The sequence below is a fragment of the Variovorax sp. 01T432 genome, assembly GCF_056398605.1.
On record NZ_JBFTPS010000034.1, the window covers coordinates 12789 to 36998 of the forward strand.

A 24210-nucleotide genomic window follows, 5' to 3' on the forward strand; every position below is an offset into this window, starting at 1 on the left:
GTGTTCTCCAGCGGGTTTTCAGGCAGTACCGTTCGCCACCGCGTCGGCGAACTCGACAGTGTGCCGGACCACCTGGTGGCGGTCGTTATCGATCGTGATCATGTGGTAGCTGTCGCCCAGCACCACGGCGCGGAAGGAGTCGCAGCGCAAGCCCCGTGCCAGCAACTCCAGGTTGCTCACGCTGGCCACCTCGTCCTCGCGCGCGTGCAGCGCGAGCACTTGCCCGCAGGTGACGCGGCCAAGCTGACCGCGCACGTGGCGCAGCAGGCGGTCGTGCTCGCGCAGGTGCGGCACGCAGATCACCGAGCTGCCGGCGCTCGAGATGCGGCGCGCGCGCAGTTCGCGTTCGATCCAGGCGCGCACGCGCTCGTTCTTGACGCCGTAAGGGGCGCGCTCCCGGTACTTCCAGAAGCGGCCGAGCGGCGTATAGAGCGCGAGCGGCAGCAGCCATTGCCAGCGCGGAATCGCCCAGCCGTCGAAGCGCAGCGTGGTCGACATGAGCAGCAGCGCGTCGACGCGCTTGCCGCAGCGGATGGCCGCGCCGAGCGCGAGCGAGGCACCGGCCGAGATGCCGACCAGCATCACGCGCTCGTGCGTTGCGCGCAGGGCGTCGACGCGGCGTTCGATGGCGTCGATCCACTGCTCGCAGGGCACCACCTGCTGCGATGCGCGGCTGCTGTCGAAGGAATAGCCCTCGATCGACAGCGAATGCACGGAGTAGCCCATGCCCTGCAGCGGGGCCTGCACGATGCGCAGTTCATCGGGTGTGCTGCACAGGCCGTGCAGAAGGACGACGGCTGTACGGCTCGCGGCGGAAACCTCGACGCCGGAGGCGTCGACGAAGGACTGCCGCGCGCTCACGATGCGACCAGGCAAGACAGACGAGCGAAGACTGCACGCCGCATCATGAATGTATGCCCCCCTCACGCTTGAAAAGAACGCCGACTGGCCTTTGGATAGAAATGCTGACTCGCTTTCGATTGGCGTTGGCCGCGAAGCCAATGCGCATGGCAACCTCGCGTTTCGCAGGGATTTTATCGGGATCGGAGTTGCAACGAAGCGTAGGGAAAGGCCTCATGGTCAGGGGCGAGTCAGAGAGGAACGACGCGACCGCGGCTATATTGGCGAGCCCACTTCGCCACCCCGTCATGACCCAGTACTGGTTGATGAAATCCGAGCCGCAGGAGTGCTCGATCGACGACGCGCTGGCCGCGCCCGGCGCCACCGTGCCGTGGACCGGCGTGCGCAGCTACCAGGCGCGCAACTTCATGCGCGACGCGATGCACGTCGGCGACGGCGTCCTGTTCTATCACTCGAGCTGCGCCGAGCCCGGCATCGTCGGTATCGCGCGCGTGGCCTCCGGCACGCGGCCCGACCCGACCCAGTTCGATCCGAAGTCGCCCTACCATGACCCGGCCTCCAGGCCCGAGGACCCGCGCTGGCTGCTGCTGGACGTGCAGGCCCTGCGCAAGACCCGGCTCCTGTCCCTGCCCGAGCTGCGCGCAACGCCCGCGCTCGCCGACATGCTGGTGCTGCGCAAGGGCAACCGCCTGTCGATCACGCCCGTCGAGCCCGCGCACTGGAAGCTGATCGTCGACCAGATGCTGACTTGAGGGCGGCCTCGCCGGTCGTAAGAAAATTTGCAGTGAACAAGTAGATTTCATGTAGCAGATTTACCGATTGGTGGTCCTAGACTTGCATGCAGGCAGTGCTTTCAACATTGCCAGGAGCCTACTGCCATGCATCTACGTGTCTTGCTGCTCGCCCCCCTCCTCGCCGCCTCGGCGGCCTTCTCGATGCCCGCGCTCGCGGCCTATCCGGACAAGCCGATCCGCCTGATCGTGCCCTCGGCGCCGGGCGGCGCGCCCGACGCGCTGATGCGCGCGCTCGGCAATCAGCTGTCGCAGCAGATGGGCGTGCCCATCGTCATCGACAACAAGCCCGGCGGCTCCTATGCGATCGGCACCATGGACCTGGTCCACGCCGCGCCCGACGGCTACACGCTCGCCTATGGCAATGTCGTCTCGCTGGCCACCAACCGGACGCTGCTGCCCAGCGTGCCCTACGACGTCGAGAAGGACCTGACGCTGGTCGCCAACACGCTGCGCCTGTCCAACCTGATGATTGTCAACAACGACCTGCCGGTGAAGAACGTGGCCGAACTGATCGCCTACGCGAAGAAGAACCCGGGCAAGATCGCCTTCGGCTCCGACGGCAACGGCACCACCGCCCATCTCGGCGTGGAGCTCTTCAAGTCCATGACCGGCACCGACATGCTGCACGTGCCCTACAAGGCTGCGACCGCCGCCATCACCGACCTGATCGGCGGCGGCATCCAGCTCATGATGGTCAACACCCCGGTGTCCGGCCCGCAGGCGCAGTCGGGCAAGGTGCGGGCGCTGGGCATCTCGTCCACCCGGCGCTCGCCCACCTACCCCGACATTCCCACCATCGGCGAGACCGTGCCGGGCTTCGAGGTCGAGGCCTGGGGCGGCATCATCGGGCCGGCCAGGCTGCCGAAGGACGTGGTGGCCCGGCTGAGTGCCGAGATCCGCACCGCGCTGGCCAACCCGACGCTGCGCGAGCGCTTCAGGGTGCTGGGCGCGGACACCGACTACAGCACGCCCGAGCAGTTCCTCGAGCTCTCGCGCCGCGAAACCCTCAAATGGGCCCGGATCATCAAGGAATCGGGTGCCAAGATCGACTGAGTTCCATCCCCCTCCCCTGCCCATGACACCCTGGAAATCCGCAAGGCCTGGCGACCCCGTCAGCGCCATCGACACCCCCGCGCTGGTGCTCGACCTCGACGCCTTCGAACGCAACCTCGCGCGCATGGCCGACGCGCTGCGCGGCAGCCAGGTGCGCCTGCGCGCGCACGCGAAGAGCCACAAGACGCCCGAGATCGCGCTGCGCCAGGTGGCGCTGGGCGCCGTGGGCATCTGCTGCCAGAAGGTCAGCGAGGCGGCGGTGTTCGTCGCCGCCGGCATCCGGGACGTGCTGGTCACCAACCAGGTGATGGGCGAGGCCAAGCTGCGCCACCTGGCCGAACTGGCCCGCGGCGCGCGCATGGGTGTGCTGGTCGATCATCCGCAACAGGTGCGGGCGCTGGCGGCCGTGGCGCAGGCGCAGGCAGTGACGATCGATGTCTATGTCGAGGTCAACGTCGGCGCCGACCGCTGCGGCGTGGCCCCGGGCGACGAGGCGGTCCGGCTGGCGCGGCAGGTCGCGGCCAGCCGGCCGCTGCGCTTCGCGGGCCTTCATTGCTACCACGGCACCGCCCAGCATCTGCGCACGCCGCTGGCGCGTGCCGCCGCCATAGCCAGCGCCACGGTGGCGGCACGCGCGACGCGCGATGCCATCGAGGCCAGCGGGCTGGCGGTCGAGCGCGTGACGGGTGCCGGCACCGGCAGCTTCATCAACGAGCGCGACTCGGGCGTCTTCAACGAGATCCAGGCCGGCTCCTACATCTTCATGGACCGCGACTACGCCGACAACCAGCGCGGCGAGCGGGACATCGCCTTCGAGCATGCGCTGTTCGTGCGCACCACCGTCATGAGCCGGCCCACCGACGCGCGCGCCATCGTCGACGCCGGGCTGAAGGCCTCCAGCGTCGACTCCGGCATGCCCACCGTGTGGGAGCGCGCCGACCTGCGCTACGTGAAGGCCGCCGACGAGCACGGCGTACTCGTCACCACCGATGCCGCGGCCGTGTCGCTGGGCGATGCACTGATGCTCGTGCCGGGCCATTGCGACCCCACCGTCAATCTCTACGACGAGCTCGTCTGCATCCGCGGCGACCGGGTCGAGACCCTCTGGCCGATCGCTGCGCGCGGCGCGCTGCTGTGAACCGGCCGGCCCCCAAGACAGCTTCAACATGAGTCCCCCGATGCAGAAAGACTTCGACCTTCTCATTCGCAACGCCACCATCGTCGACGGCACCGGCGCGCCGCGCTTCGGCGGCGACATCGGCATTCGCGGCGACCGCATCGCGCGCATCGGCGATCTCTCGGCGCTTTCGGGCACGGTGGAGATCGACCAGGGCGGCCGCATCGCCGCGCCGGGCTTCATCGACGCCCACACCCACGACGACCGCCTCATGCTGTCCAACCCCGACATGGCGCCCAAGGTCAGCCAGGGCATCACCACCGTCATCGCCGGCAACTGCGGCATCTCGCTGGCGCCCATGCCGGGCGGCATTCCGGACCCCGTGACGCCGCCGCTGAACCTGCTCGACGAGGAAGGCGAGTGGTTCAGCTTCCCCACCTTCGCCTCCTACATCGCCGAGCTGCGCGCCAAGCCCGCGGCCACCAACTGCGCCCTGCTGGTGGGCCACACCACCTTGCGCGTCGCGACGCTGGACGACCTCGGACTGCCCGCCACGCCCGAGCAGATCGCCCGCATGCGCGAAATGGTGCGCGAGGCGCTCGAAGCCGGTGCCATCGGCGTCTCCACCGGCCTCTTCTACGAGCCCTCGGTGGCCGCGCCCTGCGAGGAGGTCATCGAGACCTGCCGCCCGCTCAAGGACTTCAACGGCGTCTACTGCACCCACATGCGCAACGAGGCGAACCAGGTGATCGATTCGCTGGAAGAGACCTTCCGCGTCGGGCGCGAGGTCGGGGTCCAGGTGGTGATCTCGCACATGAAGGTCGTGGGCTCGGAGAACCAYGGCCGCTCGCAGGAGGCGCTGGACGTCATCGAGAAGAACATGGCCACCCAGCCGATCTGCCTGGACTGCTATCCCTACACCGCCGGCTCCACCATCCTGTCGGCCGACCGCGCGGCGAGCTCTTCGCGCGTGATCGTGAGCTGGTCCAGGCCGATGCCCGAGCATGCCGGCCAGGACCTGGACGTCATTGCGAAGAAGCTCGGCGTGAGCGAGGAAGAGGCGATCCGGCGGCTCAGCCCCGCCGGCGGCATCTACTTCAGGCTGGACGAGGCCGACGTGCAGCGCATCCTGAAATTCGACCAGACCATGATCGGCTCCGACGGCCTGCCGCACGATGCCTCGCCGCATCCGCGGCTGTGGGGCAGCTTTCCGCGCGTGCTGGGCCACTACGGCCGCCTGCTCGGCCTGTTCCCGCTGGAGACCGCGGTCTACAAGATGACCGGGCTGACCGCGAAGAACTTCGGCCTGAAGGACCGCGGCGTGCTCAGGGAGGGTGCCTACGCCGACCTCGCCCTGTTCGACGCCGACACCGTGGACGAGGCCGCCACGTATGAGACACCCATCGCGCCCGCGCGCGGCATCGATGCGGTGATCGTCAACGGCGCGATGGTCTGGCGCGGCGGCCAGCCCACCGGCGCGCGGCCCGGCCGCGTGCTGGCGCGGGAGACGCAAGAGGCGGGGCGCTGACATGGCAGGCCGGCTTCTGGAACAACTGAAGACGCCCGCGCTGCTGCTCGACGAGGCGCGCATGGACCGCAACATCGAGCGCATGCGCAGCCGGATGCGCGGGCTCGGCGTCACCTTCCGCCCGCATGTGAAGACCAACAAGTCGATCGACGTCACGCGCCGGACCCTGGAGACGCCGCGAGGCCCCATCACCGTCTCGACGCTGCGCGAGGCCGACTACTTCGCCGCGCATGGCGTGACGGACATCCTCTACGCCGTGTGCATCGCGCCGAACAAGCTCGACCATGTGATGGCGCTGCAGGACAAGGGCGTGCGCCTGTCGCTCATCCTCGACAGCATGGAGGCGGCCCGCTTCCTGGCGGAGCGCGCCCGCGCGGCACGGCGGCATTTCGACGTCTTCATCGAGATCGACTCGGACGGCCACCGCTCCGGCGTGAACCCCGATGCGGACGAACTCATCGCCATCGGGCGCTTTCTCGAAGACGCCGGCGTGCCGGTGAAGGGCATCCTCACCCATGCCGGAAGCTCCTACGACTGCACCTCCACGGACGCGATCCGCGCCATGGCCGAGCAGGAGCGCGCCGCCGCGGTGCGCGCGGCCGGGCGCCTGCGCGCGGCCGGCATCGCCTGCCCCGAGGTGAGCGTGGGCTCGACGCCGACCGCGCTCTTCGCCGAGCAGTTGCGGGGCGTCACCGAGGTGCGCGCCGGCGTGTTCGTCTTCTTCGATCTCTTCATGGCCGGCCTGGGCGCCTGCCGCGTGGACGACATCGCCCTGTCGGTGCTCGCCACCGTCATCGGCCACCAGCGCGAGAAGGGCTGGACCCTGCTCGATGCCGGATGGATGGCCATGTCGCGCGACCGCGGCACGGCCAGGCAGGCGGTGGATCAGGGCTACGGCCTGGTCTGCGACCTCGACGGCCGGCCGCTGGAGGACCTCATCCTCGTGGGCGCCAACCAGGAGCACGGCATCATGGCACACCGCAGCGGCAAGATCGACGGCGCGCTGCGGCTGCCGGTGGGCGCGCAGGTGCGCATCCTGCCCAACCACGCCTGCCCGACCGCCGCGCAGTACGACGACTACCAGGTGCTCGGCGCGGGGCACGAGATCAGGGCGACCTGGCCGCGCATCCGCGGCTGGTGAAGTCCCCGAGCGAGGACGCCCCATGTCGCACGACGTGACCGACCTGCGCTTCTTCGTGGCGATCACCGAGAGCGGTTCGCTGGCCGAAGCCGCGCGGCGCATGGACGTGACGGCCTCGGCCGTGTCGCAGCGGCTGCGGCAGCTGGAGAGCCGGCTGGGCCTGCACCTCGTCCACCGGAGCACGCGGCGCTTCAGCCTCACGGACGAGGGCGAGCTCTTCCACGCCGGGGCGGTGGACCTGCTCGCGCAACTCGATGGCCTGATCGACAACCTGCGCGCGCGCTCGGGCGCGGTCGCGGGCACATTGAACGTGCGCGGCCCGCTGGGCTTCGGCCGGCATCACCTGGCCGCCGCCATCGCCGACTTCCACGACCTGCATCCGGCGTTGAAGGTGTCGCTCACGCTCAGCGATGTCGTGTCGGCGACCGATGCGAACCGCTTCGACCTGATCGTGCACATCGGCAGCCTCGCGAATTCGAGCATGGTCGCCTATCCGATCGCGCCCAACGCGCGCTTCGTCTGCGCGGCCCCCGCTTATCTGGCGCGCCGGCCGGCACCGCAAACACCGCAGGACCTGGGCGCGCACGACTGCATCGTGCTGCGCGAGAACCAGGAAGACGTGACGCTGTGGCACTTCAGGAAGAAGCGCGGCGAAGCCTCGGTGCGGGTGCCCGCGAGCCTGAGCAGCAACGACGGCGACGTCGTGCGGCAGTGGGCGATCAAGGGCAAGGGGCTGATCATGCGTTCGGAGTGGGACGTGGCCGAGAGCCTGGCCACGGGGCAGCTGGTGCGGGTGCTGGAGGACTGGAGCCTGCCCGCGGCCGATGTGGTGGCGCTGGTCGCCCAGCGCGCCGGCATGTCGGCCCGGGTGAAGCTGTTCCTGGCCTTCCTGCAGGAGCGTTTCAGGCCGGTGCCCTGGCGCCATGGCCCTGCAGCCTCCACCCCGGGGAGAGGACGGCGCTGAGGCGGGGGAATCAGCCCACGTCGGGATCCACGCGGACACGTCCGTTCAATCACTTTTCCGATTGATGGACAGTGAAATTAAATCGCTTTTGGATGGCAAGCATTCCTTCCAGAATGGCCCCCGGATCGCCTCCGGCGGGCCCCGACAGAGGCGGCCGGCGCGGCGAAGTTCACTCCCATCGAAAGCCCCGAAATGAAACATCTTCTTCCGTTGACGCTCGGCCTGACAGCCGCGTTCCTGTGCTCCGGCGCCATGGCCCAAAGCGACACCCTGAGCAAGATCAAGGCGAGCGGAAGCATCAGCATCGGCGGCCGGGACAGCCAGATCCCCTTCTCCTACAAGCCCACCGGCGGCGGCGACCCCGTCGGCTTCACGAACGACATCTGCCTGAAGATCGTCGACGCGGTCAAGGCCAGGCTCGGCATGCCGAACCTCGAAGTGCACTACACCATCCTGACCTCCACCAACCGCATTCCGCTGCTGACCAACGGCACCGTGGACCTCGACTGCGCGACGACGACGAACACGGTCCAGCGCCAGCAGCAGGTGGCGTTCGCGCCCAGCCATTTCGTCACCAACATCACCGCGGCGGTGAAGAAGAGCTCCGGCATCAACTCCCTGGCCGAACTCAACGGCAAGAAGGTGTCGACCGTCGCCGGCAGCACCGGCGTCCAGCTGCTTCGCGCCTATCGCAAGTCCGGCAACATCGAGGTCGAGGAGCTTGCCGCCAAGGACACGGCCGACGGCTTCCTGCTGCTGGCCTCCGACCGCACCGTGGCCTATATCCTCGACGACGTGCAGCTCGCGGGCCTGATCGCCACCTCGCCGAAGGCCGGCGAGTTCAAGATCCTGACCCAGGAATCGCTGCGCCAGGAGCCCTACGGGATCATGTACCGCAAGGACGACGAGCCCTTCAAGGAGATCGTCGACAAGACCGTGACCGACCTGATGAAGTCGGGCGCCATCAACGAGATCTACGCGAAGTGGTTCACCCGGCCGATCCCGCCGACCCAGGCGAACCTGAACTTTCCGATGACCGATGCCGTCAAGGAGATCTACCGCAACCCCAACAACAAGGGCGTCTGAGTGCGATGCCGGCGAGCGCCTCTCAGCTTGCCGGCCTTGCACGGCGCCCGCGGGGCGCGTCGTCGTCCTTCGCCGCCTGGAACATGCGGGTGAAGTCGCAGCATTCCTGCGCCAGCATGATGATCGACGCCAGCAGCGAACTCCGGTGCTCGCCCTTGTACATGGCGACGTAGGTGACGGGCGGCAGGGCCGGTGTCACGTCGAGCTGCACCAGGGAGCCGTCCTTCACCATCTGCGCGAGCGCCTGCCTGGGCAGGTAGCTCACGCCCAGGCCGGAGATCGTCAATCCGATCAGGGCGACCAGGTTGTGGATGACGATGGGCTTGGCGGGCTGCACGCCCAGGTCCTTCATCCAGGCGTCGTAGAGCAGGCCCGTGCCTGACTTCGCGCCCTGCAGCAGCAGGCGGTGGCTCGCGAGTTCATGCAGGCGCATGGCCTTGCGGGGTTTGAGCAGGCCCGGCTTGCACATCCAGGCGCTCTCCACGCGCCCGATCGCCTTGGTCGGAATGCGCGTGTCGGCGAATGCATCGGGCACGATGATCAGGTCCAGCTCGTCGGCCAGCACCTTCTCGCGCAGGTTGACGCTGCTGTCCACGTCCGGCTCCAGCGTCACCTTGGGGTAGTGCTCCTGGATCAGCTCGACCCATCGCGGCAGCCAGGTCATCGCCGTGAGTTCGGTGACGCCGATACGCACGCGGCGCTCGATCACCTCGACGCGGCTGAACTGCTCGATCGCGGCATTGCGCTGGTCGAGCAGGCTCTTGGCCAGCATGAACATCTCCTCGCCCTTCTCCGTCAGCCGGGCCGATCGCTGGCTCCGGTCGAAGAGCTCGGTGTCGAAGACCAGCTCCAGCTCGTGCACCCGCTTCGAGACGGCCGATTGCGAGGTGTGGAGCTTGTGCGCGGCCAGCGCGAAGCTGCCGAGCTCGCCGATCCAGTAGAGCGCTTCGAGCTGCTTGAAGGTCATCATGGGGCGGGCACGTCCGGGCGAATCATTGAACACTTTTCTTCGGACGATACCATCGAAAAATATCGCTTTTGGAAAACTGTACGGGCTTCGAGAATCGGCGCATTCACAGGAAGACACCACATGACGGCCGACCAGGGCGAACTCTTTTCCGACACGTTGATGGAGCAGATCAAGAACCGCTTCCACTACGTCGACCACGACATGACGGGACGCGAGCGCCTGTTCTTCGACAACGCCGGCGGCTCGTTCAGGCTCAAGGCCGCGGTGGACCAGTTCGCGCGCATCGACGCGCTGCCGGATTGCCCGGAGCGCATCCATGAGCTCGCGATCTTCCTGCAGGATGTCCAGGCCAGGGGCACGCAGGACGTGCGCACGATCCTGAACGCGCGGGGCGGCAGCGTCTATGCGTCGCTGACGGCCTCGGGCGGCATGTTCGACATGGTGCGCGCCATTGCCGAGAACGTGCCCGGCACGAACATGGTGACCACCGTGCTCGAACACCCGTCGTCCTTCGACGCCATGTCCCTGTACGCCGAGCGCCTGGGCAGGGAACTGCGCGTGGCGCCGTCCAACCCCGTCACGGGCGGCGTGGACGTCGACGCCATCGTCGCGCGGGTCGACCGGGACACCGCGCTGCTGAGCGTGATCTACGCCTCCAACATCTCGGGCGCCAAGCTGGACATCGAGCGGATCGTGAAGCGGGCGCGCCAGATCAAGCCGGATCTCTACATCGTCGTCGACGCGGTGCAGCATGCGCCGCACGGCCTCATCGACCTGCAGAAGACGCCGGTCGACGGCATCAACATCGCGCCCTACAAGTTCTTCGGCTGCCGGGGCTCGGGCATGTCGTGGGTGTCGGAGCGTGCCTCGCTGCTGCCCCATCACAAGCTCGCCGGCAAGAAGAAGGACTTCTGGGACCTGGGCAGCGCCGCGCCCTGGCAGTTCGCGGTCGTCACCGAGATCGTGAACTACGTCTGCTGGCTGGGCCGCCAGTTCATCGAGAGCGAGGATCGGCGCACGCTGTTCGCCCGCGGCATCGAGAAGATCGAGCGCCATGAGCGCGCCCTGCTGGCACGCATGCTCGACGGCGGCGACGCGGTGCCGGGCCTGCGCCGGATGGACAAGGTGAAGGTCTTCCTCGACTACGAGGACCTGACGAAGCGCGACCTGATCCTGGCCGTGGGCATCGACAAGCTGGAGCATGCCCAGGCCGTGCGCGAATACGAGAAGCGCGGCGTCATCGTCTACGAGCGCGTCGCCACCAGCCTGTATTCGAAGCGCATGCTGGATTCCTTCGGCCTCGAAGGCGCCGTTCGAGTCTCGCCGCTGCACTGCAATTCGGTCGCCGACATCGACCGCTTCCTGCGCATCACGCGCGAGATCAGCGAAGCCTTCGCCGACGCGCCGGCGCGGTAGCCACGCTCACCCCAGCCGCCTCGCCAGGCTGTCGAGCATGGCATGCAGCGATTTCAGGTCCGTCGCCCCGGCCATGATCTCGTCGGAGATCCTGTTGATCTCCTCGGGCGCCAGCTTGCCGGCGCCCAGCGCCGCGACCACGCGCGGCGCCATCAGCCGGTGCAGGCCATGCACGCGCTCGGGCCGCCCTGAACCGCCTTCGCGCGGGAAGGTCAGGTCGTAAGGCGGCGTGAGCGACGGCGCGTCGGTGCGCGGCGCGGCGCGCTGGAACACGCCCTCGAAGGTCGGCGCGCGCGGCACCCGCTCGCCCAGCCCCCAGCGCGCGCGCGGGATGCCGTACCAGTCCAGCAGCGTCGCCATGAAGGAGGTCGCGTCATAGGCCACCGGCGTCGGCGAGCGGAACACGGTCTTCTCCGGGATCCAGGGCGACACCAGGATGGTCGGCACGCGCACGCCCATGATGTCGTAGCGGAAGCCGTCGTTGACGTCGTTCGGCCAGGGGTTCTCCGCATAGGGCGGCTGGGCGTGGTCGAAGATGCCGCCGTGCTCGTCGAAGGTGATGACGAGCAGCGTGTCGTTCCAGGCCGGCCCGCCGCGCAGCGCGTCGTAGATCTCGTTCAACGCCCGCTCGCCCGGCACCAGGTCGGCGCCCGGATGGTAGGAACTGGTGCCCGTGGTCGCGATCCAGGCCGGCTCCAGGAAGCTGAAGGCGGGCAGCTTGCCGGCCCGGGCGTCGGTCTTGAACTGATCGATGCCCTGGATGAAGCTCGTCCGGTTCCTGGCGATCGCGGCGTCGACCGACGGAATCTGACCCTGCAGGAACAGGTGGTAGGTGTGGACGAAGTTCATCCACTCCACGGAGTTGTAGATCTTCCAGTCGGTGAAGCCGTTGCTCCACAGCACCTTCCACATCGACGGGCGGTGCGGCGACAGGGGCCAGTAGATGTACTGGCTGCCGTTCTGGAAGTTGTTGAGCTGGCCCAGCGCCGAGCCGGTGAAGGCGAAGGCGCGGTTCGGGTCGGTCGCGCCCGGCATCGCGCTGTACCAGGCATCCGACACGGCGAAGCTCTTCGCCAGGCCGTTGAGCACCGGCAGCTGCTCGGGCGTGTAGGTCCACATGACCTGGTCGACGCCGTTGTTCCAGACGAAGCCGCCCATGTCGGGCGCCGCGCGCTCGGCATAGCCGTTGCGGTTGCCGAAGAAGAGCTGGCGCAGCACGTCGGACTTGTCGTGGTACGGGTCCTGGGGCAGGAAGTCCAGGTTCCACGCGTCGCTGAGCCGGCCATCCTCGTACTTGCTGAGGTTGACCTTGCGCGGGTCGCCCCTGGCGTCGGTGCTGGCCGGGTCGATGTTGAACATGGCGGTGTCGGCGCCGTCGAAGGGCCGGTCGTCGCCCACGAAGTTGATGCCGGTCTCGCCCTTGCCGTAGAGCCAGCCGCAGACGTGATCGAAGGACCGGTTCTCCAGCATCAGGTAGACCACGTGCTTGATCTTCGAGCGCATGAACTCGAGGGTGCCGGGGATCTCGGCGCGCGCCGCGTCGACGGGGCGCAGCGACTGCACGCCCGTCAGCACCGTGTTCGCATCGAAGCCCTGGGGCAGGCTGCCGCTGCGCACCGGGCCGGTCAACGGGTCCGCGCTCTTCGGGTCGAAGCGCCAGAGGCGGTAGGCGCCGTCGGCGGGGGTCCAGTCGAGCACATGGTCGCCGATCGCCACCAGGCTGTGGCCGGCGTCGATGTCCTTCCACTGCCCCTGGCGGATCGCGGGCTGCCCGAGCGGCATCACGTTCTGCGGGTCGAAGCTCCAGAGCCGGTATTCGCCCGTGCCGGGCAGGCGGTCGAGCACGTAGTTGCCCAGCGGAATCAGCTCGTGGCCGAACTCGATGGCGTCGAAGGAGCCTTGCGGGGTGTACGGCATCGGCAGCGGGTCGGCCCCGCAGGGCGACAGCGGACTGGGGTCGAAGTTCCACAGCTGGAAGGTGCCGCGCCCCTCGGTCGGTATGACGTTGAGCATGAAGCCGCCGAGCGGCAGCAACAGGAGTTCGCTGCCGGAGTCGTAGCCTTCGTGGGCGCCTTGCGGGTTGCCGAAGTCCGGCCGGTACTGCCAGAACTTGGTCTTGGTCCACAGGCCGCGCTGCACCGGCGCGGCGGCCAGCGGATCGGGGCTCAGCGGATCGAATTCGAATAGGCGGTAGGGAAAGCAGGGCTGGTAGGCCTGCAGCATGAGCGGGCCCCATTCGAGCAGGTAGCGGCCGATCGGCACCAGCGAATGGGTGGGGTCGAAGGCGGCCTGCGGGCCGAGCGGCATTCGCTCCAGCAGCTCGTCGCCGTCGATGTCGAAGCGCCAGAGACCATAGCCCGGACTGCCCGCGAAGGCGCCTCGGGCAGGCTGGCGGCTGAGGATGAAATCGCTGCTCCGCGGCACATTGCTGCTGGCCATTGTCGAACTCCTCGTTGAACTCGCCCCCAGCGGCGGATACTACCTTCGTTATCACTTTTTGGTGATAGGGTCCGCGGCGTGCGCTCGTGAAAGGACGTCCCACGTGTTCTGGTACTTCGGCTACGGATCGAACATGGCCCTGGGCTCGCTGCGTGCGAAGGGCGTCGCCCCCCGGGAGTCGCGGCGCGCCGTGCTGCCGGGCTGGCGCCTGCGCTTCAACGTGCAGCACTTCTTCCGCCATGAAGGCGGCGTCGGCAACATCGAGCACTCCGGCGGCCCGGCCGATGCGGTCTGGGGCGTGCTGCACCTGTGCGAGGACGAGCACCTGGCGCTGCTCGATGACGCCGAGGCCTACGGCCACGGCTACGACCGCATCGACGTGATGGTGCGCACCGACAGCGGCGAGCAGCGCGCCATCGCCTACACCGGCCTGCCCTCCTTCATCAACGACGCCTGCCTGCCCACGCGGCGCTACCTCAACATCCTGCTGCAGGGCGCCACGGCCGCCGGGCTGGACCCGGCCTACGTCGAGGCCCTGCGGCGGCAGGCGGTGCACGCGGCCGGCCCGGTGGCCCCTTTCGTGCCGCCGGCGGGCGACTTCCCCAGCTTCACCGCCGCCACGCTGGCGGGCCGGCCGCTGCTCACGGCGCTGGCCGGCGCGGTGTTCGACATGGCGGGCGCGCGCCCGCAGCACCGCTTTCTCCAGGGCTTCTTCGGCGGCAAGGACATGACGCTGTTCCACCTGCGGCGCCTCGACCACTCCGACGGCAGCGAGACGCTCGACGACCTGCGCCACGGCCGGCTGACGCCCGCGCAGCGGCGCTACCTCGACCAGTACCTGCACGCCTACATGGACGAATACGCCTATGCCGGGCGCTTCGTGTACGACTAGCGAGGACGAAGCCGGGCTGTTCGGGCCACGGATATGGCTTGTGGCCCCGCTGACGCCGAAGTACTCTCTTCGACTTCGCAAGACCGCGACAAACCCAGGAGTGAATCCATGGACGACGCATTGCCACCCGCCCTGCCCCACGGTGCCCTGGAGGAGGTCTTTCCCGACGTCTTCTTCGTCACCGGCGCGATGCAGACCGTGCTGATGGGCGCGGACTGGCACTTCAGCCGCAACATGACGGTGGTGCGCGACGGCGACGCGCTGACCCTCGTCAACACCATCCGCCTCGACGACGCCGGCCTCGCCCGCCTGGAGAGCCTGGGGCGCGTGGCGAACGTGGTGCGGATCGGTTCGCTGCACGGCCGCGACGATGCCTTCTACAAGGCGCGCTACGGCGCCACCCTGTGGGCCCTGCCCGGCATGGAGCACCAGCACGGGCTCGTCACCGACAAGACGCTGGAGCCCGCCGGCGAGATGCCTTTCGCCGGCTGCAGCGTGTTCGCCTTCGGCACCACCCGCATGCCCGAGGCCATCCTGCGCATCGACCGCGCGGGCGGCATCCTGGTGGCCTGCGACGCGCTGCAGAACTGGGTCGAGCCGAACGAGTTCTTTTCCGGCGACTCGCGCCGCACCATGACCGAGATGGGCTTCTTCCAGCCCGCCAACCTCGGCCCGCTGTTCCTGCAGGTCAACGAGCCCAAGGGCGAGGACTACGTGCGCCTGCGCGCGCTGCCCTACCGGCATGCGCTGTGCGGCCACGGCTCGCCGCTGCGCGACACGGCGGCCGAAGCCTATTCCGAGCGCTTCCGGCAGGTGTTCGGGGTCTAGCCATGGCACCGCGGTGGTGAAGATCCCCGGCTACCGCGTCGGCGAGCGCATCCACCAGTCGCGGCGCCGCTCGGTCTACCGGGCCGTGCGCCTCGCCGACGAGCACCCGGTCATCATCAAGACGCTCGACGCCGAATACCCCGGACGGCAGGAGGTGGCCGAGCTGCGGCGCGAGTTCCATCTGCTGACGCGGCTGCAGTCGGTGGAGTCGGTGATCCGCGTGCACGCGCTCGAACCCTGGGGCAACGGCAACGTGGCCCTGGTGCTCGAACCCTTCGGCCATTCGCTGGACCGGCAGATCGGGCCGCACGGCGAGCGCGGCCTGCCGCTGGAGACGCTCTTTCGCATCGCCATCGCGATCGCCGAGGCCCTGGCGCGCGTGCACGAGTTCGATGTCGTCCACAAGAACATCGAGCCGCACAGCATCCTGGTCGACGACGCCGACGCGGTGCGCCTGATCGATTTCAGCATCGCCTCCGAGCTCTCGCTGGAGCGCCAGAACGATGCCCTGTCCCGGCGCCTCGAAGGCGCGCTGCACTACATGTCGCCCGAGCAGACCGGCCGCATGAACCGCTACCTCGACTACCGCTCGGACTACTACTCGCTGGGCATCACGCTGTTCGAGCTGCTCACGGGCGAGCTGCCCTTCCATGCCGGGTCGGTGCTCGAATGGGTGCACAGCCACATCGGCAAGGCGCCGCGGTCGCCGAGCGAGGTCGACCCGAAGATCCCGCAGCCCGTGTCGGCGATCGTCCTCAAGCTGATGGCCAAGAACGCCGAGGACCGCTACCAGAGCAGCTACGGCCTGATCGAGGATCTCGGCCGCTGCCAGCGCGAACTGGCCCAGACCGGGACCATCGCCCCCTTCGCGCTCGGCCATCGCGACGTCTCGCGCAAGTTCCACATCCCGCAGCGGCTCTACGGCCGCGAGCCGGAGCAGGCCGCCCTGCTCGCGCTGTTCGAGCGCGTGAGCGCCGGCGGCACCGAGTTCTGCATGGTGTCGGGCCACTCGGGCGCGGGCAAGTCGGCACTGGTCAACGAGATCGCGCAGCCGCTGGTTCGCCAGCGCGGCTACCTGATCCAGGGCAAGTTCGACCAGTTCCAGCGCGGCACGCCCTACGCCGCCGTGGCGCTGGCCTTCCGCAGCCTGGTGCGGCAGCTCATGGTCGAGCCCGCCGAGCGCAGGCAGGCCTGGCGCGAGAAGCTGCTGGCGGCCGTGACGCCCAACGCGCAGGTGCTGGTCGAGCTGATACCGGAGCTCGAACAGATCATCGGCGCGCAGCCGCCGGTGCCCGAACTGCCGCCCAACGAGGCGCACAACCGTCTGCAGATCGCCTTCCTGAACTTCGTCAGGGTCGTGGCCGGCGACGATCCCCTCGTGGTCTTCCTCGACGACCTGCAGTTCAGCGACGCCTCGACGCTCAACCTGATCCGCTGGCTCGCCACCGCCCGCGACCTGCGCCACCTGATGCTGATCGGCGCCTACCGCAGCAACGAGGTCGACATCGGCCATCCGCTGCGCCTGGCGCTGGACGAAATCCAGGAGAGCCGTGCGGTCCATGAACTGGCGCTGCGGCCGCTCGCGCCCTCGGCGGTGGAGCAGTTGGTGGCCGACGCGCTGCACACCGACCCCGCCAGCTGCCGGCCGCTGGCCGAGCTGCTGCACGAGCGCGCGCAGGGCAACCCCTTCTTCCTGACCGAGATGCTCAAGACGCTCGAACAGGCGCGCGCCATCGCCTTCGCGCCCGAGGCGGGCCGCTGGCACTGGGACATGGACGCCGTGCGCCACAGCGGCCTGGGCAGCGACGTGGTCGACTTCGTGCTCGCCAACCTGCGCAAGTTGCCGGCGGCGACGCAGCGCGCGCTGCAGCTGGCGGCCTGCATCGGCAATGCCTTCGACCTGCGGACCCTGTCGATCATCCACGAGCGCTCGATGGACGAGGCCGGCGAAGACCTGCTGCCGGCCCTGCAGCGGCACCTCGTCATTCCGCTGAACGAGGACTACAAGCTGGTCGGCAAGGCGGGCGCCGGCAACGCGGCGGCCCGCGGGGACGATGCGGCCGAACTCAACCCGGGCTACCGCTTCCAGCACGACCGCGTGCAGCAGGCCGCCTATGCGCTGATCGACCCGGATCACAAGGAGGCCGTGCATCTCTCGATCGGGCGCCTGATCCAGCGCCACGCCGGCGAGGAGGAACGCGACCGCCGCCTGATCGAGATCGTCGGCCATCTCAACGAATGCCGGCGCCTCATCGTCGACCCCGCCGAGCGCAAGGCGCTGGCGCGCATGAACCTGGCCGCGGGCATCCGGGCGCAGCGCTCGTCGGCCTACGAATCGGCCCTGGTCTACCTGCGCGCCGGCCACGAGATGCTGCCGCCGGACGCCTGGGAGAGCGACATCGACCTGGCGATGCGCCTGGCCACCGAATACCAGCAGTGCGCCTACCTGACGGCGCGCTACGACGAGGCGGAGGCCTGGATCGAGCGCATGATCGCCCACGCCCGCAGCGAGCTGGAGAAGGCCGAGATCCTGGCGATGCGCACCCGCCAGTACGCCACCACGGGGAAGATGGAGGCGTCGATCCAGGCCGCCACCACCGGCCTCGCGCTGCTGGGCATGCGCCTGGCGGCGGACCCCGATGGCGGCGCCATCGCGCGCGAGATCTCGGCCGTGCGGCGCAACCTGGGCGGCCGCAGGATCGCCGAGCTGATCTCGGCGCCGCCGATGACCGACCGGGCGCAGCAGGTGGCGCTGCGCCTGCTGATGGAAATCTTCCCCGCGGCCTTCCTTTCGGGCAGCGGCAACCTCTTTCCCTTCCTCGTGCTGCGGGCGGTGAACATCTCGCTGCGGCACGGCAACGGCCCCGAGTCCGCCTTCGCCTATGCCGCCTACGGCATGCTGCTGTGCGGCGCGCTCGACAACCCGGCTCTCGGCTACGAGTACGGCAAGCTCGCCGTGGCCATGAACGACCGGCTCGACGACATCGCGCTGAAGTCGCGCGTGATCTACGTCTACACGATGTTCGTGCATCACTGGAACAGGCACTGGTCCAGCATGACGCCGTGGTTTCGCCGCGGCATCGAGGCCGGCTACCAGTCGGGCGACCTGCTCTACCTCGCCTACAGCGCGCAGGACTGCATCATCTGGGACCCGAAGCTCGACCTCGAAACGGCCGAGCAGGAGCACGCCGAGTTCCTCACCATCGTGCGCGACTGCGAGTACCAGGACTCGCTCGATTCGGGCACGCTGTTCCTGCAGATGCAGCGCAACTTCCTCGGCCGCACCGATGGCCTGTGCTCGATGAACGATGCGAGCTTCGACGAGCAGCGCTGCCTCGCGGGCATGCGCGAGCGCAAATTCATGACCGGCGTCGCCAACTATCACATCTACAAGGCGGAGATCTGCTGGTTCTACGGCGCGCATGAAGAGGCGCTGGCGCACGTGCGCGAGCAGGACCGGCTGATCGCCTCGGCGATGTCGCTGCCGCAGTTGGTGCGCTTTCGCATCGTCGCCTTCCTGACCCTGGCCGCCAGCATGCCCGGCATGCCGCCGCCCGTGCAGGCCGCCACGCGCAAGCGCCTGCGCGAGGACCTGCGCCGCATGACGCGCTGGGCCGCCAACTGCCCCGACAACTTCCTGCACCTGCAGCGGCTGATGCAGGCAGAGCTGGCCCGCCTCGACGGCCGCATCGAGCACGCGCTGCGCGCCTACGAGCAGGCGATGGAGGCGGCGCACGAATCGGGCTTTCGCCGCGACGAGGCGATGGCCAACGAACTGGCGGCGCGGCACCTGCTCGCCGCCGGCCGGCGCAAGGCGGCCGAAGGCTACCTGCGTGCCGCGCACGGCCTCTACGAGAGCTGGGGCGCGCGGCGCAAGGTGGCGCATATGGAGGAAGAATTCGCGCAACTGCTGCGCCCGCCCTCGCGCCGATCCCTCGGGCTGGCGGGCGAGGTGGATTCGGCCGCGCTCGACCTGGCCTCGGTGATGAAGGCCTCGCAGGCGATCTCCGGCGAGATCGCGCTGGAGCAGCTGTGGACGACCACCATGCGCATCATGCTGGAGAACGCGGGCGGCCAGCGCGGCTGCTTCGTGGTCCGCGAGGGCGGCACCCTGGTCATCGAGGGCTTGAGCGAACTCGACCGCGAGGCCTCCTCACCCGCGCCGCCGGCGCGCTCCATCCCCTTCGACGGCAACGAGGGCGCGCAGGCGCTGCCGATCTCGCTGGTCTACCACGTGCTCAACACCGACAGCCCGGTCGTGCTGCACGACGCGGCGCAGGCCGGGCGCTTCTCGCGCGACGCCTACCTGCTCGCGCGCCAGCCGCGCTCGGTCCTCTGCATCCCGCTGCTGCACCACGGCAAGACCGAGGGCGCGATCTACATGGAGAACAGCCTGACGGCAGGCGTCTTCACCGAGGATCGGATCGAGCTGATCCGGCTGCTGGCCGCGCAGGTGTCGATCTCCATCGAGAACGCCAGGCTCTACAAGGACCAGCGGCGCCTGATAGAGGCCCAGCAGCGCTTCGTGCCGAGCCAGTTCCTGGAGAGCCTGGACCGGCACGACATCGCGCGGGTGCAGCTGGGCGAGAACGTCTCCAAGACCATGAGCGTGATGTTCGCCGACCTGCGCGGCTTCACGCCGCTGGCCGAGCGGCTCGACCCGCGCGGCACCATCGACCTGCTCAACCGCTACTTCCGCAGCATGGAAGAGCAGATCTCGCGGGCCGGCGGCTTCATCGACTCCTTCGCGGGCGACGAGATCAAGGTCCTGTTCGACACCGGCGCCGACGCCGCCGTGCGCGCCGGCATCGGCATGTGGCGCGCGCTGGAGAGCTTCAACGAACGCGCCGCCGCGCGCGGACAGCCCGAACTGGCCGTGGGCATCGGTGTCAACACCGGCCCGGTGGTGCTCGGCACCGTGGGCGGCAGCGACCGCATCCAGTGCACGGTGCTGGGCGACACCGTCAACCTGGCCTCGCGCATCGAACAGCTGACCAAGGTCTATGGCGGACGCTTCCTGATCGGCGAGCACACCTGGCGCGCCCTGCGCGAGCCCGAGGCTTTCGCCCTGCGCCGCGTCGACCGGGTCGCGGTCAAGGGCAAGAACGTCGCGGTGGACCTCCACGAGGTCATCGACGCGGAGCCGCCGGCCCGGCGCGCGGCCAAGCTCGCCACGCGCGCCCCGCTGGCATCGGCCATGGAGCGGTACTTCGGCGGCGACTTCGAGGCCGCGCGCGCAGGCTTCGAGCAGGTGGCGGCGGCGGACCCGCGCGATGCCGTGCCGCCCTTGTTCATCGAGCGCTGCGCGCGCCACCTGCGCGAGCCCGCGCGCGGCGACTGGCAGGGCTTCGAGCGCCTGTTGCAGAAATAGGCCGGGCCCCGGGGCTCAGGGGTCGCAGCCGAAACAGGGCGAGAAGTCGGCGCCGCCCTTGGCGCGGCACCGCGCGAGCGCCTGCTCGTAGGTGTAGGTCGGCGAGATCGTCTTCGGGTTGAAGCACAGGTCCATCTGCGCCAGGGCGCAGATCGTCAGGCGGTCGTCGGCGTCCGCCGGATTCGGCGCGCCGCCGCCGTCCGCATTGCCGCCGCCCGCGGCCGGCGGGCCGAACCAGCGCTGGCAGGCCTGCGCCTTCGCCGCGGCCGGGTCGACGGCCTCGCCGCGCCCGGCCGCCTCCGCGCACAGGCGCAGGAACGTGGCGGCCACGAGGTCCTGGGCCTCGTACTTGCGGATGTCCGGGATGCGCGAAGGATCGCTCGTGCAGCGCCCGGTGACGCCGGCGGCGATCATGTGGTTGGCGATCATGTACGGCGTCTTCTTGGGGCTGCCCGAGCGGACCTGCACGAATCCCGCCTGCAGCACCTCGGCCGTCGGCGAGCCGTTGGCATCCTTGGGCAACTGGTCCTTGAAACGGGTGCGAAACCAGCCGGGCGCCTGCGGGTCGTACAGCGGCGAGCCGCACACCAGCAGCGGCAGCGTGAGCGGGTTGTCCGCGTTGGCGGGCGGGTCCAGCATCAGCTCGAGCATCGAGCGCACGTAGGTGTGTCCCGCCGCGTCGTTGTCGAAGAACATCGAGGTCAGGTTGATCGGGAAATAGTCGTTGGGGTACTCGCTCTCGCCGGAGCCGGGCGCCGCGATGGGGTTGACGTCGACGATCGCGTGGTAGCGCCTCGGCTCCTCGATGCCCGCGCAGACGAGGATCTGCGCCCAGCGGCGCAGGGTCATGTTGTTGAGGTAGTCGACGGTGCGGTAGGCGACGATGGGCGGGTAGTGCAGCAGGGTCACGGCCTGGTGGTTGGCGATCGGCATGCCCAGCGGCAGGCAGGGCAGCCACTCCGAGAGCCCGTCGCTGCGGTTGACCGGATAGCCCGCCATGGGGTTCCACGCCGGCGTCTGCCGGCAGGCGTCGGCGCCTTCGAGCGCGAGGCCCGCGCAGCGGGGGTCGAGCATCGCCACGTGCATGGCCGCGAACTGCTCGGCCTGGCGCGCGAACGCAGGCAGGGCGCGGAAGCTCACCATGTAGCCCGTCCCGCCGTCGCCCGCGCTCACGGCGAGGGAGCCGGGTTCGATCTGGATGCCGTCCTCGGCCAGCGAGCTGCGGGTGAAGTGCGCGATGACGTCCGCGTGGCTGTCGAGCTTCAGGGCCTTGCGCGTGGCGGGGTCCAGCCGCGCGGGATCGGGGTAGAGCCGTTCCTGGTAGGTCCTCGAACCGGGCAAGGGGTACAGGATCACGGCATCACCTCCGGGTGTGGATGAGGGGCTTGGCGCGGGCCGCCGTGGCCATCTGGCGCCGAGCGCGACTATACGGGCGCGCGGGCGCAACAGGTGATTTCCGGAAACGAAAGTGCAAGCTTGCCGGCCGGCCCGGCGGCGTCGGACGCTTGTTGCATGCGAGCACCTCCGGTTGGACAATGGGCCGCCAGGGTGAAGCCCGCCACTGCGGCCGTCTCCCTCCACGCCGACATTCGGCCCGAGCAAGCGAGGCGGAAGACGCGATTCCACAGGCCGCCCGGCCGCCTCCCGGGCGGGAGGAGACAACCCATGCCAAGCCGATCGAACGGCCTCGCGGCCGAACTGAAGAGAGTGCGCACGCTGGCGCTCGTCGGAGCGTCCGCCACCGGAAAGACCACCCTCGCCGAACTCATGCTGTACAAGGCGGGCGCCATCGGCGCGCCGGGCAGCGTGGAGCGCGGCAGCACCGTGAGCGACCATGACCCCATCGAGCGGCGCATGCAGCATTCGCTCAACGCATCGGTGATGCACCTCACGCATGCCGACACGCGGGTCCACCTGATCGACACGCCGGGCGGCGCCGATTTCCTCGGCCAGAGCCTGCCGGCGCTGGAAGCCGTCGAAACCGTGGCGGTGGTCATCAATGCCGCCACCGGCATCGAGCCGATGGCGGTGCGCATGATGGAGTACGCGGCTTCGCGCCGCCTCGCCCGCATGATCGTCGTCAACAAGATCGACGCGCAGGGCATCTCCCTGGCCGGCCTGCTGGCGCAGATCCAGGCCACCTTCGGCCGCGAATGCCTGCCGCTGAACCTGCCCGACGGGGTCCGCAAGCAAGTGGTGGACTGCTTCTTCAACCGCTTCGGGCAGTCCGACTTCGGCCCGGTCGAAGCCGCGCACCGCGCGCTGGTCGAGCAGGTGGTCGAGGTCGACGCGGCCTTCGTCGACCGCTATCTGGAGGAAGGCGACGTGGACCCCAAGGAGCTGCACGCGCCGCTCGAACAGGCGCTGCGCGAAGGCCACCTGATCCCCGTGTGCTTCGTCTCCGCGCGCAGCGGCGCCGGCGTGGCCGAGCTGCTGGACGTGATCGTCAAGCTGCTGCCCGACCCCACCGAGGCCAACCCGCCGGACTTCATCGTCGGCGAAGGCGACAGCGCGCGGCCGATGGCGGTCTCGCCCGACCCGTCCCTGCATGTGCTGGCGCACGTCTTCAAGGTCACGGTCGACCCCTACGTCGGCAAGATGGGCATCTTCCGCATGCACCAGGGCACGCTCACCCGCGACAGCCAGCTCTACATCGGCGACGGCCGCAAGCCCTTCAAGGTGGGCCATCTCTTCCTGCTGCAGGGCAAGGACCATGTGGAGGTGTCGCGCGTGCTGCCGGGCGACATCGCGGCCGTGGCCAAGGTCGACGAGATCCATTTCGACGCCGTGCTGCACGACGCGGCCGAGGACGACCGGGTCCATCTCGCGCCGCTGGATTTTCCGATTCCGGTGCACGGGCTGGCGATCGAGCCCAAGCGGCATGGGGACGAGCAGCGCATGTGGGAGATCCTGGGCAAGCTGGTCGACGAAGACCCCTGCCTGCGGCTGGAGCACGTGGTCGTCACCAACGAGACGGTCGTCTACGGCCTGGGCGAGCTGCACCTGCGCGTGCTGCTGGAGCGCCTGCGCGAGGTCTACCGCTTCGAGGTCAACACCCGGCCGCCGCGCATCGCCTACCGCGAGACGGTGACGATGCCGGCCGAGGGCCATCACCGCCACAAGAAGCAGACCGGCGGCGCCGGCCAGTTCGGCGAGGTCTTCCTGCGCATCGAGCCGCTGCCGCGCGGCGCCGGCTTCGAGTTCGCCGACGAGGTGCGCGGCGGCACCATCCCGAGCCAGTTCATCCCCGCGGTGGAAAAAGGCGTGCGCGAGGTGCTGGAGCGCGGCGCCATCGCCGGCTACCCGGTGGTCGACGTGCGCGTGGTGGTGTACGACGGCAAGCACCACAGCGTGGACAGCAAGGACATCGCCTTCGCCACGGCGGGCCGCAAGGCCTTCATCGCGGCCATCCAGGCCGCGCGCCCCATCGTGCTGGAGCCGGTGGTCAACATCGACATCGCGGCGCCCGACCAGGTGATCGGCGACGTCACCGGCGACCTGTCGAGCCGGCGCGGCCTGGTCACGGGCACCTCCAACGGCACGGCGGGGACGGTGCTGATCCGCGGCCAGGTGCCGCTGTCCGAGCTCTCGGGCTACCAGTCGCGCCTCAATGCCCTGACCAGCGGCCAGGGCCGCTACACCATGGAGCTGTCGCACTACGAGGCCGTGCCGCCGACGGTGCAGAAGACCCTGGAGGGGCAGCACCACCAGCGCGACGAGGAGTGAGCCCGTCGCGCGCGGGCCCGACGC

Annotated in this window: 16 protein-coding genes; 12 read left to right on the plus strand and 4 right to left on the minus strand. The window is 69.1% G+C overall.

What is annotated here, in order from left to right; genetic code table 11:
• Positions 1 to 18: 18 nt before the first annotated feature.
• Positions 19 to 861, minus strand: a complete 843-nt coding sequence (locus AC1DNF_RS23145) for an alpha/beta hydrolase (protein ID WP_478150979.1) — start codon at positions 859 to 861, stop codon at positions 19 to 21.
• A gap of 287 nt (positions 862 to 1148) precedes the next feature.
• On the opposite strand from AC1DNF_RS23145, the gene AC1DNF_RS23150 reads away from it, so the two are divergent.
• From AC1DNF_RS23150 to AC1DNF_RS23180, 7 genes are all read left to right on the plus strand, one after another.
• Positions 1149 to 1613 carry an EVE domain-containing protein gene (locus AC1DNF_RS23150; RefSeq protein ID WP_478150980.1) on the plus strand — a complete coding sequence of 155 codons (465 nt, stop codon included), beginning with the start codon at positions 1149 to 1151 and terminating at the stop codon, positions 1611 to 1613.
• Positions 1614 to 1739: 126 nt separating this feature from the next.
• Positions 1740 to 2708 carry a Bug family tripartite tricarboxylate transporter substrate binding protein gene (locus AC1DNF_RS23155; protein WP_478150981.1) on the plus strand — a complete coding sequence of 323 codons (969 nt, stop codon included), beginning with the start codon at positions 1740 to 1742 and terminating at the stop codon, positions 2706 to 2708.
• 22 nt (positions 2709 to 2730) lie between these two features.
• Positions 2731 to 3846, plus strand: coding sequence for a DSD1 family PLP-dependent enzyme (locus AC1DNF_RS23160; protein ID WP_478150982.1), 1116 nt, complete (start codon positions 2731 to 2733; stop codon positions 3844 to 3846).
• Positions 3847 to 3886: 40 nt separating this feature from the next.
• On the plus strand, positions 3887 to 5353 hold the full coding sequence (locus tag AC1DNF_RS23165) for an N-acyl-D-amino-acid deacylase family protein (RefSeq protein ID WP_478150983.1): 1467 nt from the start codon (positions 3887 to 3889) through the stop codon (positions 5351 to 5353).
• Between the two features lies 1 nt (position 5354).
• Positions 5355 to 6494 carry a DSD1 family PLP-dependent enzyme gene (locus AC1DNF_RS23170; protein ID WP_478150984.1) on the plus strand — a complete coding sequence of 380 codons (1140 nt, stop codon included), beginning with the start codon at positions 5355 to 5357 and terminating at the stop codon, positions 6492 to 6494.
• A 22-nt stretch (positions 6495 to 6516) separates the two neighbouring features.
• Positions 6517 to 7458, plus strand: coding sequence for a LysR family transcriptional regulator (locus AC1DNF_RS23175; RefSeq protein WP_478150985.1), 942 nt, complete (start codon positions 6517 to 6519; stop codon positions 7456 to 7458).
• A gap of 192 nt (positions 7459 to 7650) precedes the next feature.
• Positions 7651 to 8544, plus strand: coding sequence for an amino acid ABC transporter substrate-binding protein (locus AC1DNF_RS23180; RefSeq protein ID WP_478150986.1), 894 nt, complete (start codon positions 7651 to 7653; stop codon positions 8542 to 8544).
• 22 nt (positions 8545 to 8566) lie between these two features.
• Here the strand turns inward: AC1DNF_RS23180 and AC1DNF_RS23185 are convergent, their stop codons facing one another.
• Complete coding sequence (locus AC1DNF_RS23185) at positions 8567 to 9511, minus strand: LysR family transcriptional regulator (RefSeq protein WP_478151030.1); 945 nt, start codon at positions 9509 to 9511, stop codon at positions 8567 to 8569.
• Between the two features lie 123 nt (positions 9512 to 9634).
• Here AC1DNF_RS23185 and AC1DNF_RS23190 point away from each other — a divergent pair, with 123 nt between their 5' ends.
• The gene (locus tag AC1DNF_RS23190; protein WP_478150987.1) at positions 9635 to 10930 is read left to right on the plus strand and encodes an aminotransferase class V-fold PLP-dependent enzyme; all 1296 of its coding nucleotides are present in this window, start codon (positions 9635 to 9637) and stop codon (positions 10928 to 10930) included.
• A gap of 6 nt (positions 10931 to 10936) precedes the next feature.
• On the opposite strand, the gene AC1DNF_RS23195 is transcribed toward AC1DNF_RS23190, so the two are convergent.
• Entirely contained in the window at positions 10937 to 13369 is a 2433-nt protein-coding gene (locus AC1DNF_RS23195) for an alkaline phosphatase family protein (protein WP_478150988.1), read from the minus strand.
• A gap of 103 nt (positions 13370 to 13472) precedes the next feature.
• On the opposite strand from AC1DNF_RS23195, the gene AC1DNF_RS23200 reads away from it, so the two are divergent.
• From AC1DNF_RS23200 to AC1DNF_RS23210, 3 genes are all read left to right on the plus strand, one after another.
• The gene (locus AC1DNF_RS23200; RefSeq protein ID WP_478150989.1) at positions 13473 to 14261 is read left to right on the plus strand and encodes a gamma-glutamylcyclotransferase family protein; all 789 of its coding nucleotides are present in this window, start codon (positions 13473 to 13475) and stop codon (positions 14259 to 14261) included.
• A 108-nt stretch (positions 14262 to 14369) separates the two neighbouring features.
• On the plus strand, positions 14370 to 15089 hold the full coding sequence (locus tag AC1DNF_RS23205) for a hypothetical protein (RefSeq protein ID WP_478150990.1): 720 nt from the start codon (positions 14370 to 14372) through the stop codon (positions 15087 to 15089).
• A 13-nt stretch (positions 15090 to 15102) separates the two neighbouring features.
• A complete protein-coding gene (locus AC1DNF_RS23210) occupies positions 15103 to 20460 on the plus strand; it encodes an AAA family ATPase (RefSeq protein ID WP_478150991.1) in 5358 nt (1785 codons plus the stop codon).
• Between the two features lie 15 nt (positions 20461 to 20475).
• Here the strand turns inward: AC1DNF_RS23210 and AC1DNF_RS23215 are convergent, their stop codons facing one another.
• On the minus strand, positions 20476 to 21816 hold the full coding sequence (locus AC1DNF_RS23215) for a hypothetical protein (protein ID WP_478150992.1): 1341 nt from the start codon (positions 21814 to 21816) through the stop codon (positions 20476 to 20478).
• Between the two features lie 309 nt (positions 21817 to 22125).
• Here AC1DNF_RS23215 and fusA point away from each other — a divergent pair, with 309 nt between their 5' ends.
• Positions 22126 to 24186, plus strand: a complete 2061-nt coding sequence (gene fusA, locus AC1DNF_RS23220) for an elongation factor G (protein ID WP_478150993.1) — start codon at positions 22126 to 22128, stop codon at positions 24184 to 24186.
• Positions 24187 to 24210: the final 24 nt, after the last annotated feature.